11 protein-coding genes are annotated in these 15230 nt (G+C 53.8%); 10 read left to right on the forward strand and 1 reads right to left on the reverse strand.

Annotation, left to right across the window (positions count from 1 at the left end):
* Window positions 1–40 precede the first annotated feature (40 nt).
* Genes EDM56_RS07870 through EDM56_RS07880 form a run of 3 tightly spaced genes read left to right on the forward strand, consistent with a single transcriptional unit; the run spans window position 41 to window position 3782 of the window.
* Window positions 41–1513 carry a spore germination protein gene (locus EDM56_RS07870; RefSeq protein ID WP_246009303.1) on the forward strand — a complete coding sequence of 491 codons (1473 nt, stop codon included), beginning with the start codon at window positions 41–43 and terminating at the stop codon, window positions 1511–1513.
* Window positions 1514–1531: 18 nt separating this feature from the next.
* Window positions 1532–2632: a GerAB/ArcD/ProY family transporter gene (locus tag EDM56_RS07875; protein WP_122917346.1), complete on the forward strand. Its 1101-nt coding sequence runs from the start codon at window positions 1532–1534 to the stop codon at window positions 2630–2632.
* Entirely contained in the window at window positions 2622–3782 is a 1161-nt protein-coding gene (locus EDM56_RS07880) for a Ger(x)C family spore germination protein (protein WP_122917347.1), read from the forward strand. The genes EDM56_RS07875 and EDM56_RS07880 overlap by 11 nt, the downstream gene beginning before the upstream one ends.
* 48 nt (window positions 3783–3830) lie before the next feature.
* Here the strand turns inward: EDM56_RS07880 and EDM56_RS07885 are convergent, their stop codons facing one another.
* Window positions 3831–4862: a LacI family DNA-binding transcriptional regulator gene (locus EDM56_RS07885; RefSeq protein WP_122917348.1), complete on the reverse strand. Its 1032-nt coding sequence runs from the start codon at window positions 4860–4862 to the stop codon at window positions 3831–3833.
* A gap of 433 nt (window positions 4863–5295) precedes the next feature.
* Between EDM56_RS07885 and EDM56_RS07890 the strand changes: the two genes are divergently transcribed.
* The 7 genes from EDM56_RS07890 (at window position 5296) to EDM56_RS07920 (ending at window position 15217) form a co-directional block, all read left to right on the forward strand.
* Entirely contained in the window at window positions 5296–6837 is a 1542-nt protein-coding gene (locus EDM56_RS07890; protein WP_122917349.1) for a GMC oxidoreductase, read from the forward strand.
* 60 nt (window positions 6838–6897) lie between these two features.
* Entirely contained in the window at window positions 6898–8697 is a 1800-nt protein-coding gene (locus EDM56_RS07895) for a thiamine pyrophosphate-binding protein (RefSeq protein WP_122917350.1), read from the forward strand.
* 40 nt (window positions 8698–8737) lie between these two features.
* Window positions 8738–10039, forward strand: coding sequence for a histidinol dehydrogenase (gene hisD / locus EDM56_RS07900; protein ID WP_122917351.1), 1302 nt, complete (start codon window positions 8738–8740; stop codon window positions 10037–10039).
* A gap of 102 nt (window positions 10040–10141) precedes the next feature.
* Window positions 10142–10774: a ThuA domain-containing protein gene (locus EDM56_RS07905; RefSeq protein WP_122917352.1), complete on the forward strand. Its 633-nt coding sequence runs from the start codon at window positions 10142–10144 to the stop codon at window positions 10772–10774.
* Window positions 10775–10850: 76 nt separating this feature from the next.
* Complete coding sequence (locus tag EDM56_RS07910) at window positions 10851–12362, forward strand: APC family permease (RefSeq protein ID WP_122917353.1); 1512 nt, start codon at window positions 10851–10853, stop codon at window positions 12360–12362.
* Between the two features lie 187 nt (window positions 12363–12549).
* Complete coding sequence (locus tag EDM56_RS07915) at window positions 12550–14082, forward strand: sugar ABC transporter ATP-binding protein (protein ID WP_122917651.1); 1533 nt, start codon at window positions 12550–12552, stop codon at window positions 14080–14082.
* Window positions 14072–15217, forward strand: coding sequence for a sugar ABC transporter permease (locus tag EDM56_RS07920; RefSeq protein ID WP_122917354.1), 1146 nt, complete (start codon window positions 14072–14074; stop codon window positions 15215–15217). The genes EDM56_RS07915 and EDM56_RS07920 overlap by 11 nt, the downstream gene beginning before the upstream one ends.
* Window positions 15218–15230: the final 13 nt, after the last annotated feature.

Consider the following 15230-nt stretch of genomic DNA (forward strand, 5'->3'; position numbering starts at 1 on the left):
ATTGGAGATGATAAAACTACACTTGTAAGGAGGATATCCCGTGCACAATCAAACGTTCCTGGCTGGTGCCCATACCGACAACATTCACATGATCATGGAGCGCATCGGTCAAAATTTTGATGTCGTGTTGCGGGAGTTTCGGATTGGCGGGTCGGGTGCCCGCGCTGCCATCATTTATATCAGCGATCTGGCCGATGTCGAGAAAGTCCATGAAGATGTGTTGAAGCCACTGATGCTCGTGGGAAGTGGCTTGAGTGGCGGAACGGGGAGCGGTGTAGAGGTGGGAGCAGTTGTCACGGTGGGGGAAATCACTGAGGCGAATTCCCTAGAGGTTTGCCTCGACAATATCCTCAGAGGGGAGACTGTGCTGATCATCGATGGCAGAAGCGGGGCCTTTATTCTTGGGACGCGATATTGGGAATCAAGAAATATCGAGCAGCCGATTTCAGAAACGGTGGTGCGCGGGCCGCGTGATGGATTCATTGAAACGCTGTCAACGAATATTTCGCTCTTGCGCAGGCGAATCAACAATCCCGCATTCACGATGGTCAAGCTGCGGCTGGGCGAACGTACCCAAAAAGAAGTGGTCGTCGCGTACATGGATGGCATCGCCAACCAGAAGCTCGTGCAGACCGTATTGGCAAGGGTGGGAAAAATCAATCTCGATGATGTGCCGGAGTCTGGTTTTATCGAGCAATTCATCGAGGACAACCATTTCTCGCCATTTCCCCAGGTGATGAATACGGAGCGGCCCGACAAAGTTGTCGCCGCCTTGATGGAGGGGCGCGTGGCGATCTTATTGGACGGCACGCCGTTTGTGCTTTTGGCACCCGTGACGTTTTGGATGCTGCTACAGTCGCCCGAAGATTATTATGAGCGGTGGATGATCGGGACGCTCCTGCGCATGCTGCGCTTTATCAGCACGGTCATGGCGCTGTTTCTCCCCTCTATCTATGTCGCGCTCACATCGTACCATCAGGGATTGATTCCGACACGGCTGGCTATTTCGATCGCAAGTAGCCGCGAAGGGGTGCCGTTCCCGACATTGATTGAGGCGCTCATCATGGAGGCGACGATCGAGCTCTTGCGTGAAGCGGGGATCCGCCTGCCGAAAGTGGTCGGACAAGCGGTCGGCATCGTGGGCGGACTCGTAATCGGGCAATCTGCAGTGCAGGCCGGCATTGTGAGTCCGATTATGCTGATCGTTGTGGCGGTGACCGCGATTTGCTCCTTCACGCTGCCACATTACGGGGTGGCAATCTCAATCCGCATGCTGCGATTCGGAATGATGTTTGCCGCTTCTGTAATGGGGCTTTACGGAATCATGCTTGCGTTTCTCCTGCTTTGTGCGCACCTGTGCAAGCTGAAAAGCTTCGGAGTCAATTATACAGCCCCTTATGTTCACACCAACTGGCGAGATATGAAAGACAACATCATCAGGGCACCGCTGCAGCTGTTCAAACTACGACCCAGGTTTCTTCGTCCCAAAGACGACCTGCGTAGCAAGTCGTGATCTTGGAGGGCAGGCACCATGAATGCTGTGACAAAGGAAAAAATAACGTCCTCCCAGGTAACGATCGCGGTTGCTTCGTTCATTATCTCGGACGGCTTTATCGTGACGGCGAAATCAGCTGCGGAGACGGTCGGGACGCCGGATGTCTGGCTGAGCCTTTTAGCAGGAGGCATACTCTGTCTTTTGCTCGCTTATTTACAGGCGAAATTGAGCCAGGCCTATCCGGAAAAAACGTACTTTGAATACAGCCAGCACATCGCCGGAAAAGCCATCGGCTATGTATGCAGCTTTTTGTTCATCATCTATTTGATCATGATCACCGGACACGAGCTGCGTTCGCAGGCGGAATTCATCCGACATAATCTGCTGGATGAAACACCCATAGAGGTCACGATGGCCGCATTTTTGCTGATCGGTGTTTATTTAATACTTGGCGGCATCAACCCGTTGGTTCGCATGCAGGAGCTACTCTTTCCGTTTACCATCATCGTGATCCTGTTGGTGTTTGTTTTCGGCATGAAAGATTTCCATCTATATTATTTGCGGCCCGTATTAAGCGAAGGCATCGGCCCCGTCCTGCGAGGGATCAAAACGACACCATTTGCCTACCTTGGATTTGAGACGATTTTGATTTTAACAGCCTTTATGGCTGAACCGCAAAAAGCAGTGCGGACCGTCGTGTCAGGCTTGACGATCTCGATCGTGCTCTACGTCCTCAATGGGGCGATTCTGGTAGGGGTACTGACGGAACGAGAAGTGATGACGCTGACCTGGCCGCTAATGGAATTCACCCGATCGATTGAATTTCCAGGAGGGTTCTTTGAAAATTTTGAGATTCTCTTTTTCATCATCTGGCTGATCCGCTTTTTCTCAACGTTTGCACTGGCCTATTATTTCGGTTGCCTAGGCATAAGCCAATTATTCAACCTGAGGATCGAGTATATTGTTCTCGCGATGATCCCGCTCATTTTCTGGATCGGCATTTCCGGCAAAGACATCGATGCGGTTTTTGCATTCGCCGAAAACCTTGGCTATTACGGCATCATTGTCAGCGGGATTGTGCCCGTCCTTCTGTATGTCATTCATTTGCTGAAGGACCGTGTTGCCGATGAGACGTAAACGATGGGGTTTGGCATTGTCTCTCACAGTAGGTCTTGCTTTCTTTTTGACCGGTTGCTGGGGCCAACGAGAAATCGAGAACATTGGTCTGGTCATTGGGCTTGCCCTGGATAAAGGCAACGGCCCTGGCAAAATCCAGCTCACGCAGCAGATCGTCAACACGATCACCGGGCATAAGCAGCTAGAAACCACGGACTTTTACAACCTGACGACACAGGGGAAAACGCTGTTCGAGGCGATCCGGCATACGTCGAACTCGACGGATCGGGTGCCGTATTACATGCATTTGAAAATTGTCATCATCAGTGACCAGCTTGCCACCCATTACGATTTCATGGAATTGACCAGCCTGCTCCAGCGGGACCATGAAATACGCCGTACGGTAAAGGTGCTTTTCGCCCAAGGCAGCGCAAAAGCGATATTGGAAAAGGTGTCCGAAAAAAAGGAAATCCCCGCGCTGAACATTTGGGGGGTCGCCAAAAACGATTTCAAGTCATCCCAAATGCCGCGCGTCGTCACCTTAAACGACCTCGAGGTGAACTTCACGAACAGCACCAGCCTGCTAGCCCAAACGATCACAACGGTTCCGTCGGATGTGCTGATTCGTGGTTCCGCGGTCGTGTCCGGAAAAAAGCGGAAAGTGGTTGGGTGGCTGAATGCCAATGAAACGACTGGGATCAACCTGATTCTCGGGACCGACATCGGGAGCAGGGGTGGTTACATTACCGTACCGGGCCAAGGGAAGATAAAGGAACTGGTGTACGAAATTCGTTCGGTCAAGACCAAAATCAAGCCGATTGTTGACGGAAGCAATATCATGTTCGCCATTGGGATTGAAACAGAGGGGAAGATCGTGGAATTTCGCGGAGACACCGATTTGTTTGACCAAAACGCAATCCATAACGCAGACAGTAAGCTGGAAGGGGAGATCAAGCGTCTCGTCATGGAGGCGCTTGTAAAAACGAAGGATGTTTACAAAACCGACGTGGCTATGTTTGGGCAGCAGCTCAAAATCACCCATTACGAGAGATGGAAAAAATACCGTGACAATTGGGACGAGCAATTCAGCAAATGCAATACCCAAGTCACCGTGAAGGCGTACATCCGCGAGTTTGGGGCAAGGGGGAGCAAGCTGCCCAAAAAGAAATGAGCCTGAAAAAAGGGAGAGGCGGTTCGCTTCTCCCTTCACTGCTTCCTTCTATTCCAGACGACGCGTCGACTCCCGTTCGACCAATTCGATCGACAGAGTGACATGAACCGGATCGCTGATTTTTTGCTCGATGGCATCGATAATCGTCTGTGCGGACACAACGCCTTTGTTGAAAACATCCTGCCGGATCGTCGTCAAGCCAGGACGAGAAATCATGTTGATCGCCAAATCATCGAAGCCGACGATCGAGTAATCGTGTGGAATTTCTTTACCGCGCTCCTGCAGCGCTTTGATGATCCCCATGGCCAAAATGTCCGAGGAGGCGAAGATGGCAGTCGACTTGTCGCCAAGCTCAAGAAGTTTCGTTCCCATCTCATAGCCGATCTCAAAAGAGCTTCCTTTCCCTTCAAAAAAGGTGATTGCGTCTGTGGAGAGTTTGGCTTCGGTGACAGCTTTTTTCAAACCGTTGGAGCGGTTCCAATCAACCGGAAAATTGGCGAGATCATGACCGATGAAGCTGATCGCTCTGTGACCGCGCTCGATGAGATGCTTGCCAGCCAAATAACCGCCGAGTTCGTCATCGATCCGGATGTTGTGGTACGATTTGCCGAATTCTTCGTAATTATCAATCAATACGATGGGAATATCTAATGATTTCAGCTCTTCATAGAGCGCTTCCGGAAAGAGGCCAAGAAAGATGAGCCCGTCTAGATTCCGTTTGGTGACCCAGCTCTTGCAGTCTTGTGGGTCGCGCACGCCGGAAATCAAGAGGTCGTATTTGTTTTTCCGTGCGATAGACTCCATGCCGCCGATCATTTCGGTATAGTAGTAGTTCTCGCGAAACATCGGTGCCAATGAGTTGTCGACAAAAGGCATCATCACGCCGAGCATATTTGATTTGCGCTTGGATAGGCTAATCGCAGTGAAATCCGGCTGGTAATCGAGCTGCTTGATCGCCTCAAACACTTTTTCCTTGGTTTCTTCCGAGACTTTGTTGATGCCGTTCACGACGTAGGAGACAGTTGCCGATGAAACGCCGGCAAGTTTGGCCACGTCGCGGATGGTGATTTTTTGTTTCATGGGCCCTCCGAATTAAACGGTTAACTAAGTTTAGGAACAATTATAGCGTAAAAGTTTGCAGCAGTACAACAGGGCTTTGTTGAGGCGAGCAGGGACGAGCTTGAACAGGTGGCATCAGGTTTGTGCTTTGTTCAGACTGAAAGCAGAAGCGTTCGGCGAATGAAAGGTGAATAAACTGACTAATTGGATTTTTTAAAACCGTAAAAATAAATAGTATTTACAAGCGAATAGACAGGTGATATAGTTTGGATTAGTTAACCGGTTAACTTTCATAAAACATACGATATTAACCGGTTAACAAAAATCGCGTTAAGCAATCAAAATGCGGCTGTCAGTACCGTGCAGAGGCTTGTGAGTGACAAAGGAGCAAGCCCGCATGTTTTTGCGAAAAGTCCACACGTTGCTTGTCGCCTAGTGAAGAGGAGGTGCAGCAATGTACCAGAGTTACGACATCATCATCATCGGGACGGGAGCGGGCGGCGGAACATTGGCTTATGCCCTGAAGGACAGCGGTGCAAAGGTGCTTTTGGTCGAACGTGGTGACTATTTGCCGCGGGAGCCTGAAAACTGGGATACGCGGGCTGTTTTCGCTGAAAAACGCTATAAGCCGGAAGAGAAATGGTATGACGACAGTGGCCAACCGTTCGCGCCTGGCGTTCATTACGTAGTCGGCGGAAACACCAAAGTGTACGGGGCCGTCCTGCTCCGGCTGCGCGAGCAAGATTTTGAAGAAATCGTGCATGAAGGCGGCATTTCGCCAGCATGGCCTGTGTCCTATCAGGCTTTCGAACCTTACTACACAAAGGCGGAGGAGCTGTTTTTTGTGCATGGCAAGGTGGGGGAGGATCCGACTGAACCCCCACGTTCAAAGGCGTTTCCTTTTCCCGAGGTGCCCCACGAGCCGACGATCGAGCAACTGGCTGCCAAGCTGCGCGATCAGGGGCTGCGACCGTTTTCCTTGCCAGTGGGCATCGATCTACGGGAAGGTGGCCGCTGCGTTCGCTGCAAGACGTGCGACGGTTTTCCGTGCAAGCTTGGGGCGAAAGCGGATGCGGAAGTGTGCGGCGTGGAAGCAGCGCTGCAATCTCCGCATGTGGAGCTAATGACCCGTACATTTGCACAGCGTATTTTGACGGATCCGAGCGGTCGCCGTGCCGTCGCCGTGGAACTTGTGCGGGATGGCGAACGCTTTACAGTGCATGGGGGCACGATTGTGGTCGCTAGCGGCGCGGTCAACTCGGCTGCCTTGCTGTTGCGCTCGGACAGCACAGCGCATCCGGACGGGCTCGCCAATCAATCCGGCCTGGTCGGACGGAACTATATGGTGCACAATAGCACGTTTCTCATGGCCGTCCATCCTATTTGGCAAAATGCCACTTCCTTTCAAAAGACGCTGTCCGTCAACGATTACTATTTTGGCAAAAACGATTTCCCGTATCCGATGGGCAATCTGCAAATGCTCGGGAAGCTGCAGGCAGACATGCTGAAGGCACAAAAACCTTTCGTGCCGAAGCCGATCCTTGGGCGTATTGCCGACCGTAGCGTAGATTTTTACCTCACGTCGGAAGACTTGCCTGATCCGGAAAACCGAGTGACGCTTGGGGCAAATGGACGCATTCAGATTCGGTGGAAGCCGAATAACCTTGTAGCACACCGGCAGCTTGTGCAAGAGACCAAACGAATGCTGCGGCGCGCCGGCTATCCGCTCATCCTGACGCAAAAGATGGGGATCGAAACAAACTCCCATATGTGCGGCACAGCGCGATTTGGCACAGACCCGGCGACATCGGTGCTCGATCCGTATTGCCAGGCGCACACGGTGCAAAATCTATACGTCGTTGACTCGTCGTTTTTCCCGTCCTCTGCGGCGGTCAATCCGGCGCTCACCATTGCGGCACAGGCGCTGCGGGTAGCGGATCATCTGATGCAAAAGAGTGAATTCACAAATGAAAAGATCGAATATTGCGAAACATAGTGGGCCCCTTCGGCTGTTTTTGGCTAAAGTGGCTCACAACAAAGGAGAGGAGCTGCACATATGAAACTGACAGGCGGACAAATCATTGCCAAAGCGCTCAAAAACTACGGGATTCCATACGTAGCGGGAATTCCTGGACACGGCTGCTGGACACTGCTCGACGCATTTTTGGAGGAAGGCTGCGAAATCCCGTTTATTCAAGTCATGCATGAGCAAAGCGCGGTTCATCTAGCGGACGGCTATTACCGCGCATCCGGAAAGCCGATGGCGGCGGTGACCTCGGTAGGGCCGGGGGCGGCCAACACGATCATCGGCTTGGGTACGGCCTACGCCGATTCCACCTCCGTGATCTTGTTTACCGGCGCACCGGCGACGCACATGCGCGGTCACGGCGTCATGCAGGAGTTGGACCGTTTTCATTCCAACGATTTTCCCCGCGTTACCGAAGGCGTGACCAAGCGGCATTGGGAAGCCAATCGCGTCGAGGAACTGCCCTTTATCATGCATCGCGCGTTCAATGCGATGCTGACGGGACGGCGCGGCCCGGTACATGTAGAAGTGCCGATGGATGTGCAGGCGGAAGCGATTGAGGTGCAGATTCATGATCTGGAGCGGCGTATGCCAATCGGGACGATGCGGGCGGACGTTGCCGCGATTTCGGCAGCGGCGCAATTGCTACGCAAAGCAGCACGACCGGTCATCGTAGCGGGTGGCGGCGCGATTACGGCGGAGGCATGGAATGAGCTGCGCCAGCTGGCTGAGGCTGTCGGCGCGGCTGTCGTGACGACCTGGAATGGAAAAGGCGCATTTCCGGAAGATCATCGTCTGTTCGCCGGTTCGGTTGGACAAACGGGCACAACCAGCGGTAATGCCCTGGCTGCGAATGCTGATGTCGTCCTGTCTGTCGGCTGCCGCTTTACCGACTGGTCGGCCTCGAGCTACCGCAAAGGCACGAGCTTCTCGTTCCCGCCGGCCAAGCTGATTCACATCGATATCGACCCGCAGGAAATCGGCAAAAACTATCCGACCGAAGTCGGGATCGTGGCGGATGCCAAGCTTGCCCTGCAAGATTTACTGCAAGCGTTCACCACGGCTGATATCGAGGCAATGGCAGCCACTCGCGCGGACTATTACCAAGAGATTGAGCGGCAGAAGCAGGAATGGGAGCGAATCATTTCGGCGCGCCGCGAAAGCAACGAATCCCCAATGACCTCCCAGCGTCCGCTCGCCGAGCTGCGCAAAGTGCTGCCGCGCGACGGCATCGTGGTCGTTGGTTCGGGTAACACGCAAGGAGCTGTCAAACAGTCTTTTCCAGTCTATGAACCGCGTACTTATCTCACTTCCGGCAGCTTCTCATCCATGGGCTGGGCTGTGCCGGCCTCGCTCGGCGCCAAACTGGCCCAACCAGAGCGGAAGGTAGTCTGCATCGTCGGTGACGGCGATTTCATGCAATCGCTTCCGGAGATTGCGGTAGCCGTCATGCACAACATTCCGGTTGTCTTCCTCGTGCAAAACAACATGGGATATATGTCCATAAGGGGAGGACAACGCAAAATCATGGGCCGCCACATCGGGTCGGAATTCAACCTGAAAAACGGTGAGCCGTATACGCCTCATTTTGCGGAAGTCGCACGCCATTTCGGGTTGAAAGCGTGGCGGGCTGAAACGCCGGAGCAGGTGGCCGACGCGCTTAAGGAAGCGCTGGAGACCGAAGGACCGACACTTGTCGAGGCGATGACGTCCCGCGATGCGGCGGGCCCATTCGTCCCAGGCTGGTGGGATTTCCCGGTGCCCGCTTACATTCAGGACGAGCGGCAGGACGAGTATCAAGAAGGCCGAGAGCTGGAGCAGCATCTGTAGGCAAGCATTCGAACAACTCGGATAAGACGGAGGGAATACCATGAACAACGAAACAGTGCTGCAGCGAGCCACCTATCTGAAACGCGCTGAGCAAGGTCCCGAATCGGCCAGCCCTGAATTACGGCAAACGGTAGCGGAAATTCTCGCTGCTATTAGAAACAACGGCCAGGAAGCCGTGCGTGTGTATTCACAAAAATTCGATAGCTGGAATCCGGATACGTTCCGGGTCGATCAGGAGACAATCGAACGGGCGACGCGTGAGATCGACCCTGGGTTGCGGGCGAGCATCGATTTTTCGCGGGCGCAGGTGCACGGATTCGCCATGCATCAACGCGGTACTTTGCGCGAATTGGAAGTGGAAACGCTCCCGGGCGTCATATTGGGGCACAAGCTGGTGCCAGTGAATGCAGTCGGATGTTATGTGCCCGGCGGTCGGTACCCGCTGATCGCTTCTGCCATCATGACGATTGCGACAGCGAAGGCAGCAGGAGTACCACGCGTCATCGCATGCGCACCACCAATGAAAGGCGGCGGAATCCATCCGGCTCAGCTGTACGCGATGGCTGCAGCTGGTGCGGATGAAATCTACTGCCTCGGCGGCGTCCAGGCGCTCGCGGCGATGGCGTATGGCGTGGAAACGATCAAGCCGGTCGACATGGTCGTCGGCGCAGGCAATGCGTTCGTTGCCGAGGCAAAGCGCCAATTGTTTGGCCATGTAGGCATCGATCTCTTGGCCGGCCCGTCCGAGGTGCTGGTGATCGCTGACGATAGCGCCGAACCCAAGCTGGTGGCGGCTGATCTGCTGGCACAGGCGGAGCACGGCCCCACTTCACAGGTTATTCTCGTGACAGATTCCACCGCGTTTGCCGAACGCGTTATCGCTGAGGTGGAGCAATGGCTGCAATCGGATTGGCCGACGGCACAGGTCGCCGCACAGGCTTGGCGAAATCGAGCGGAAGTAATCGTCGGGGCTGATCGGGAAAGCGTGCTGCGCATCGCGGATGAAATCGCCTCCGAGCATGTTGAGGTGCAGACGCATGACGATAACTGGTTTTTTGAGCGGTTGACCAATTACGGCTCGCTGTTTCTTGGAAAACGCTCGACTGTCGCATATGGCGATAAGGCGATCGGGACCAATCACGTGCTGCCGACCGATCGTGCGGCCCGCTACACTGGCGGACTATTTGTCGGCAAATTCCTCAAAACGCTGACATACCAGCGGGTTTTGGCAAAAGGGACTGAAACGGTCGCCCCCCACGTCGCCGCGATTTGCGATGCGGAAATGATGGAAGGTCATGCCATTACGGCGCGGATGAGGCTTGAACGCGAAACAGGCGAGTAGAAGCCTACCAATTATACATTGATCTGATCAACGTGCGGACGATGCGGACAGCGGCAAACGTACTGTTCCGCATCCCACGCATGTTACACAGGAGGAATTACCATGAAAAAAGCACTGATCCTGCACGGAGGATGGGCATGGCACTATCCGAAAGAAACCGCAGAATTCGCCAGCACCCATCTGTTGGATGATTACGAGGTGGAAGTTTTTACTGATTTGGGCGTGCTCGAATCCAATCGACTGCATGAATTCGATGTGATCGTACCGATTTGGACGCAAGGGGACTTGAGCGTCTTCCAGGAGCAATCGTTGCTGAAGGCGGTCGAGCGGGGCGTAGGGCTTGCCTGCTGGCACGGGATCGCGGACGCGTTCAACGCAAGCCATCCGTTCAAGCTGCTCCTCGGCGGACAATTCATCGCACACCCTGGCGATTTCATCGAATATGAAGTAAGCTTTCCGAAACAGGACCCGCTCACAGCTGGGCTCGCTCCGTTCAAAGTGTTTTCAGAGCAGTACTACATGCACACTGATCCGGGCAATGATGTGATCGCGACGACTGCGGTGGACGGCGACAGCTTCACTTGGCTCAAAGGCGTGACGATGCCGGTCGCTTGGAAGCGCCACTGGGGAGAGGGCCGTGTCTTTTACCATTCGTTGGGACATACACCGCAGGAGCTGGAAAAGCCGGAGGTTCTGGAGCTGACGCGTCGGGGGATTCGCTGGGCAACACGGTAAGGCACGTTCAAAAAGATTGGCGTAGCCCGCTTTCTTTTCAAATTTACTGTACCAAAGTTGCAGGGGAGGCTTTCTCATGAAAACAGAACAGCATAAGACGTTGGCGAGCGGGGTTCTCGGAGTCCCTCAACTCATTTTCCTAGTCATTTCCGCAGTGGGCCCGATCACAACATTATTCGGCAATCTCATCTTGATTTTGCAATTTGGCAATGGGGTCGGCGAACCCGGCATTTACTTGCTGGCGATGGTCGTCTGGCTGCTCTTTTCCGTGGGTTTCACCGCGATGGCACGTCACATCCGCAATACCGGCGCTTTTTACGCCTATATATCGCAAGGGATCGGCAGACCGCTAGGCGTAAGCGCTTCCTACTTGTCGCTTTTGTCGTATATCACCATTCAAGTCGCCCTGTACGGGCTGTTCGGCTATGCTGCGCATGTCTTTTTCGCCGCTAGCACTGATGTTCAACTTGCTTGGTGGCTGTACGCACTAATTGCTTGGGCCTTCGTTTCGTTTTTCGGATACCGCAGCATCGAGATCGGTTCGAAAATTTTGGGTATTTTGATGCTGGGGGAAGTGGCGATCATGGTGCTGCTCAGCATCGCGTCGTTGCTGGATCCGTCGCCTGAAGGCTACACGGCGGCTTCCTTTCAGCCGAATGTCGTGTTCAGCGGTACGGTTGGCATCGCGCTCTTGTTTGCGTTCGGATCCTTCGTCGGGTTCGAGGCGACCGCCGTATTCAGCGAGGAAGCCAAAAATCCGCGGCGCACGGTGCCCATTGCGACCTATTGGTCTGTCATTATCATTGGGATTTTGAATGCCGTAGCGGCATACGCCATAATCGTCGGTTGGGGCGAAACAGGCATCATCGCCAAATTGAATCACGTGTTCAGCCAAAATGGCGACCCCGGTACGGTCGTAAACGAGCTTGCCACCCGAGTTCTCGGCGGATGGGCCGTTTTGGCGATGCAACTGCTTTTGGTCACAAGCGCTTTCGCTGCATTGCTTGCTATCCAAAACATGATCACGCGTTACTATTTTGCCTGCGGGCGCACGGGCATTTTGCCTGCAAAGCTCGGACTTGTTCATCACCGCTTCCGTTCTCCTCACGTGGCAAGCATCGTCCAGTCGGCTACGGCGCTGTTTTTTCTGATGATTGCAGCCAGCATGGGGGCTGACCCGTTTGTACACTTATACGGGTGGTTTGGCGCAATCGGTACGTTGGCGCTGCTGATTTTGTACAGCTTGACTGCGATTGCGGTGATCAGCTATTTCGCCCGCACAGGTGCCGATACGCGACTTTGGCATACCAAAATCGCTCCGGGCCTGGCCGCGATCTGTTTGAGCGGAACGACCATTTACGCCATTCTGAATTTCAGCCTGTTTGTAGGAGAAGGACAGACGGCGCTGTCGTTCGCTATCTTTAGCATCATCGGTGCGATCACAATCGCGGGCATCGCAGTGGGTTTACGGCTCAAAAAGCATAGACCCCGTGCTTACCAAGCGATCGGCGTGACGATTGCGGTTGCCAATCAGGAGCAAGCAGCAGCGGCAGAAGGGGCGCCAGCAAGAAAACGGGAAGGGGCGTAAGCGGCCCTTTTTCCGTATGGCAATCGTGTTGTTTCGGACGAAATAAAAATTCAAACTACTTTAAATTATCTTTTTATTGTCGTTTACGAAACGGTAGATTCGTGATACATTATAGGCAAGTTAACCGGTTAACAAAACCAAGGAGGCAGCAGCTTACACGAATTATCTTCGAAAGCAGGTGAAACCGATGTCAATCCTTCAGATTCGCGGCGTTTCCATCTCGTTCCCCGGTGTAAAGGCGCTGCGCGATGTGACCTTTGACATTGCACGAGGGCAGGTCGTCGCCCTTTGCGGCGAAAACGGCGCGGGCAAGTCCACGCTGGGGAAGATCATCGCTGGCGTCAACCCGTACGGCTCGTTTTCGGGCAGCATCTTGTATGGAGGCGAAGAGCTAACACTCTCATCCACACTCGATGCGGAAAAAATCGGGATCGCGATCGTACATCAGGAACTGAATCTGTTCAACGAAATGACCGTGGCTGAAAACATTTTCCTCAGCCGTATGCCGAGCAAAAGCGGAATCATCGACTTTGAGGCACTGTACGAACAAACTGGCAATCTGCTCGATGAGCTGGGTATTCCGATCAATCCGAGGGACAGGATCAAAGACTTGCCGGTCTCGAAACGGCAAATGGTCGAGATCGCCAAGGCGGTCGCGAAAAAACCGAAGGTGCTGATCTTTGACGAAGCGACCAGCTCGCTGTCCAACCATGAGGTCGCTCTCCTTTATCAAATCATCGAGCGATTGAAGCAGCAAGGCACGACGATGATATACGTGTCGCACAAATTGAACGAAATTTTTGACATTTGTGATGCGGTGGTTGTACTGAAGGATGGCTGCTACGTACGATCAGCGCTTGTTCGGGATACGACCCGAGACGACATCATTCGTTGGACGGTAGGGCGCGAGTTGAGCGATTTGTATCCTCCCCGGCGGAAGAGCGGCCAGTCGGGTGAAGAATGGCTGCGGCTCGAAGAATGGTCGGTCCACGATCCGGTAAGCCCTGCGAAAAGGCTGGTAGACCGCGTCTCGCTGCACGTGAAGACGGGAGAAATCCTCGGAATTTATGGGCTTGTCGGGGCAGGAAGGTCGGAGCTGGTCGATTCGATCTTTGAAGGGCAGGAAGGGAAGGCGACGGGAAGGATGTATGTGCGGAACCAACCATTCGTGGTCAAAAATCCGGCGCATGCTATTTCCAGCGGGATCGCACTCGTGACGGAAGATCGCAAAAAAACGGGGCTCGTGCTCGGGTTGTCTGTGGAAGAAAATTTGACTCTCGCATCGCTGCGTTCGGTCGCAAACACGCTTGGCGTCATCGATCAGGAAAAAGCCGCTTTTGATGTGCAGCGGATGGTGCAGAAGCTAAGCGTGAAGGTGCCACATGTCAAACAGCTCGTCAAGCATTTGTCTGGAGGAAATCAGCAGAAGGTTGTCGTCGGCAAATGGCTGCTTACACAGCCGCAGCTGTTGATTTTGGACGAACCGACAAGAGGCATCGATGTCGGGGCAAAAGCGGAAATTTACAAGATGATACGGAACTTGGCGGATGAGGGGATGGCGATCATCATGGTTTCTTCCGAACTACCAGAAGTGCTCGGGGTGAGCGACCGCATCCTCGTCATGAAGGACGGGAGAATTGCGGCAGAAATGCTTCAGGAGCAAGCAGATGAGGAAGTGTTAGTACGATACGCGCTTGGAGGTGCACAGCATGTTTCCTAAAGAGGCAGTGACAGAAGCACCGGCCGGGCTCGGCGAGAAAGGTGCGCTTGCAATCAATTGGAAAAATTATACGTCATTGGCGGGGCTGGCCGTATTGATCGCGATTTCGGCGATCATGAGTCCAACATTTTTATCCCCGTTCAACATTGTCAACGTCGCGACACAGATCGCCGCACCGGGTATTTTGGCCGTCGGGATGACCTTTGTGATTTTGACTGGAGGCATCGATCTGTCTGTTGGCAGTCTCCTGGCACTTACCGGCGTGATCGTCGCCATCGCTGCTCCCGTCATTGGGTGGCCGTGGGCGGTCTTGCTCGCTATATTGCTTGGGACAGTGGTCGGCATGTTCCACGGGCTATGCATTACGAGATTCAAGGTGCCGCCCTTCATCGTCACGTTGGCCGGACTGTCTGCTTACAAAGGCTTGGCACTCATTTTCACCTCATCCGCATCGGTGCCCCTGCGTGCTGATTTCTTTGACTACCTTGGAGCTGGCCGACTGGGGGGCACGGCAGCGCTTCTACTTTCCGCGGTGATTGCCGTGCTGATGCTGTTCAACTACTTGTCTGCCAGAAAAAAATACGGGACAAAGGAACGGACGAAAAAGAGTATCGTCACAATTTCGGCGATGGTGGGGACGCTTGCATTTGGTCTTCTTGCCCAAGAGGCAGGGGGCGTGCCGATTCAGGTGCTCATTTTTGTGGTATTGTTTGCAATCGCGTGGTTTGCCTTGAACAAAACGGTGTTCGGGCGCGAGCTGTACGCTATCGGTGGAAATCCGGAGGCAGCTCGGCTCGCAGGGGTGAAAGTGAAGCGAGGCCTCATCATCGTGTATGCCACAGCTGGATTCCTCGCGTCCATCGCCGGATTGCTGGTGGCGACACGGCTCGGTTCCGGCACACCGCAGGTAGGGACTTTAGGCGAGCTTGATGCGATCGCTGCGGTTGTCATTGGCGGCACAAGCTTGATGGGCGGCGTAGGGACATTGGGTGGAACGATCATCGGGGTCATCTTGATCGGGATTTTGAACAATTTGCTGTCTTTGCTCAATATTACAGCTGACATGCAGATGGTTTTCAAAGGAGCGATCATTTTGGGCGCAGTCATGCTGGATGCCAAACTTAGCAAAAAATAAACGTTGTTTCGAA

This window comes from Brevibacillus fluminis (assembly GCF_003710825.1).
Lineage (GTDB): Bacteria > Bacillota > Bacilli > Brevibacillales > Brevibacillaceae > Brevibacillus_D > Brevibacillus_D fluminis.

Excerpts from the sequence above, each read along its gene's own strand:
- EDM56_RS07875 (WP_122917346.1), top strand. The coding sequence starts at position 1,532 with ATGAATGCTGTGACAAAGGAAAAAATAACGTCCTCCCAGGTAACGATC.
- EDM56_RS07880 (WP_122917347.1), top strand. The coding sequence starts at position 2,622 with ATGAGACGTAAACGATGGGGTTTGGCATTGTCTCTCACAGTAGGTCTT.
- EDM56_RS07885 (WP_122917348.1), bottom strand. The coding sequence starts at position 4,862 with ATGAAACAAAAAATCACCATCCGCGACGTGGCCAAACTTGCCGGCGTT.
- EDM56_RS07890 (WP_122917349.1), top strand. The coding sequence starts at position 5,296 with ATGTACCAGAGTTACGACATCATCATCATCGGGACGGGAGCGGGCGGC.
- EDM56_RS07895 (WP_122917350.1), top strand. The coding sequence starts at position 6,898 with ATGAAACTGACAGGCGGACAAATCATTGCCAAAGCGCTCAAAAACTAC.
- hisD (WP_122917351.1), top strand. The coding sequence starts at position 8,738 with ATGAACAACGAAACAGTGCTGCAGCGAGCCACCTATCTGAAACGCGCT.
- EDM56_RS07905 (WP_122917352.1), top strand. The coding sequence starts at position 10,142 with ATGAAAAAAGCACTGATCCTGCACGGAGGATGGGCATGGCACTATCCG.
- EDM56_RS07910 (WP_122917353.1), top strand. The coding sequence starts at position 10,851 with ATGAAAACAGAACAGCATAAGACGTTGGCGAGCGGGGTTCTCGGAGTC.
- EDM56_RS07915 (WP_122917651.1), top strand. The coding sequence starts at position 12,550 with ATGTCAATCCTTCAGATTCGCGGCGTTTCCATCTCGTTCCCCGGTGTA.
- EDM56_RS07920 (WP_122917354.1), top strand. The coding sequence starts at position 14,072 with ATGTTTCCTAAAGAGGCAGTGACAGAAGCACCGGCCGGGCTCGGCGAG.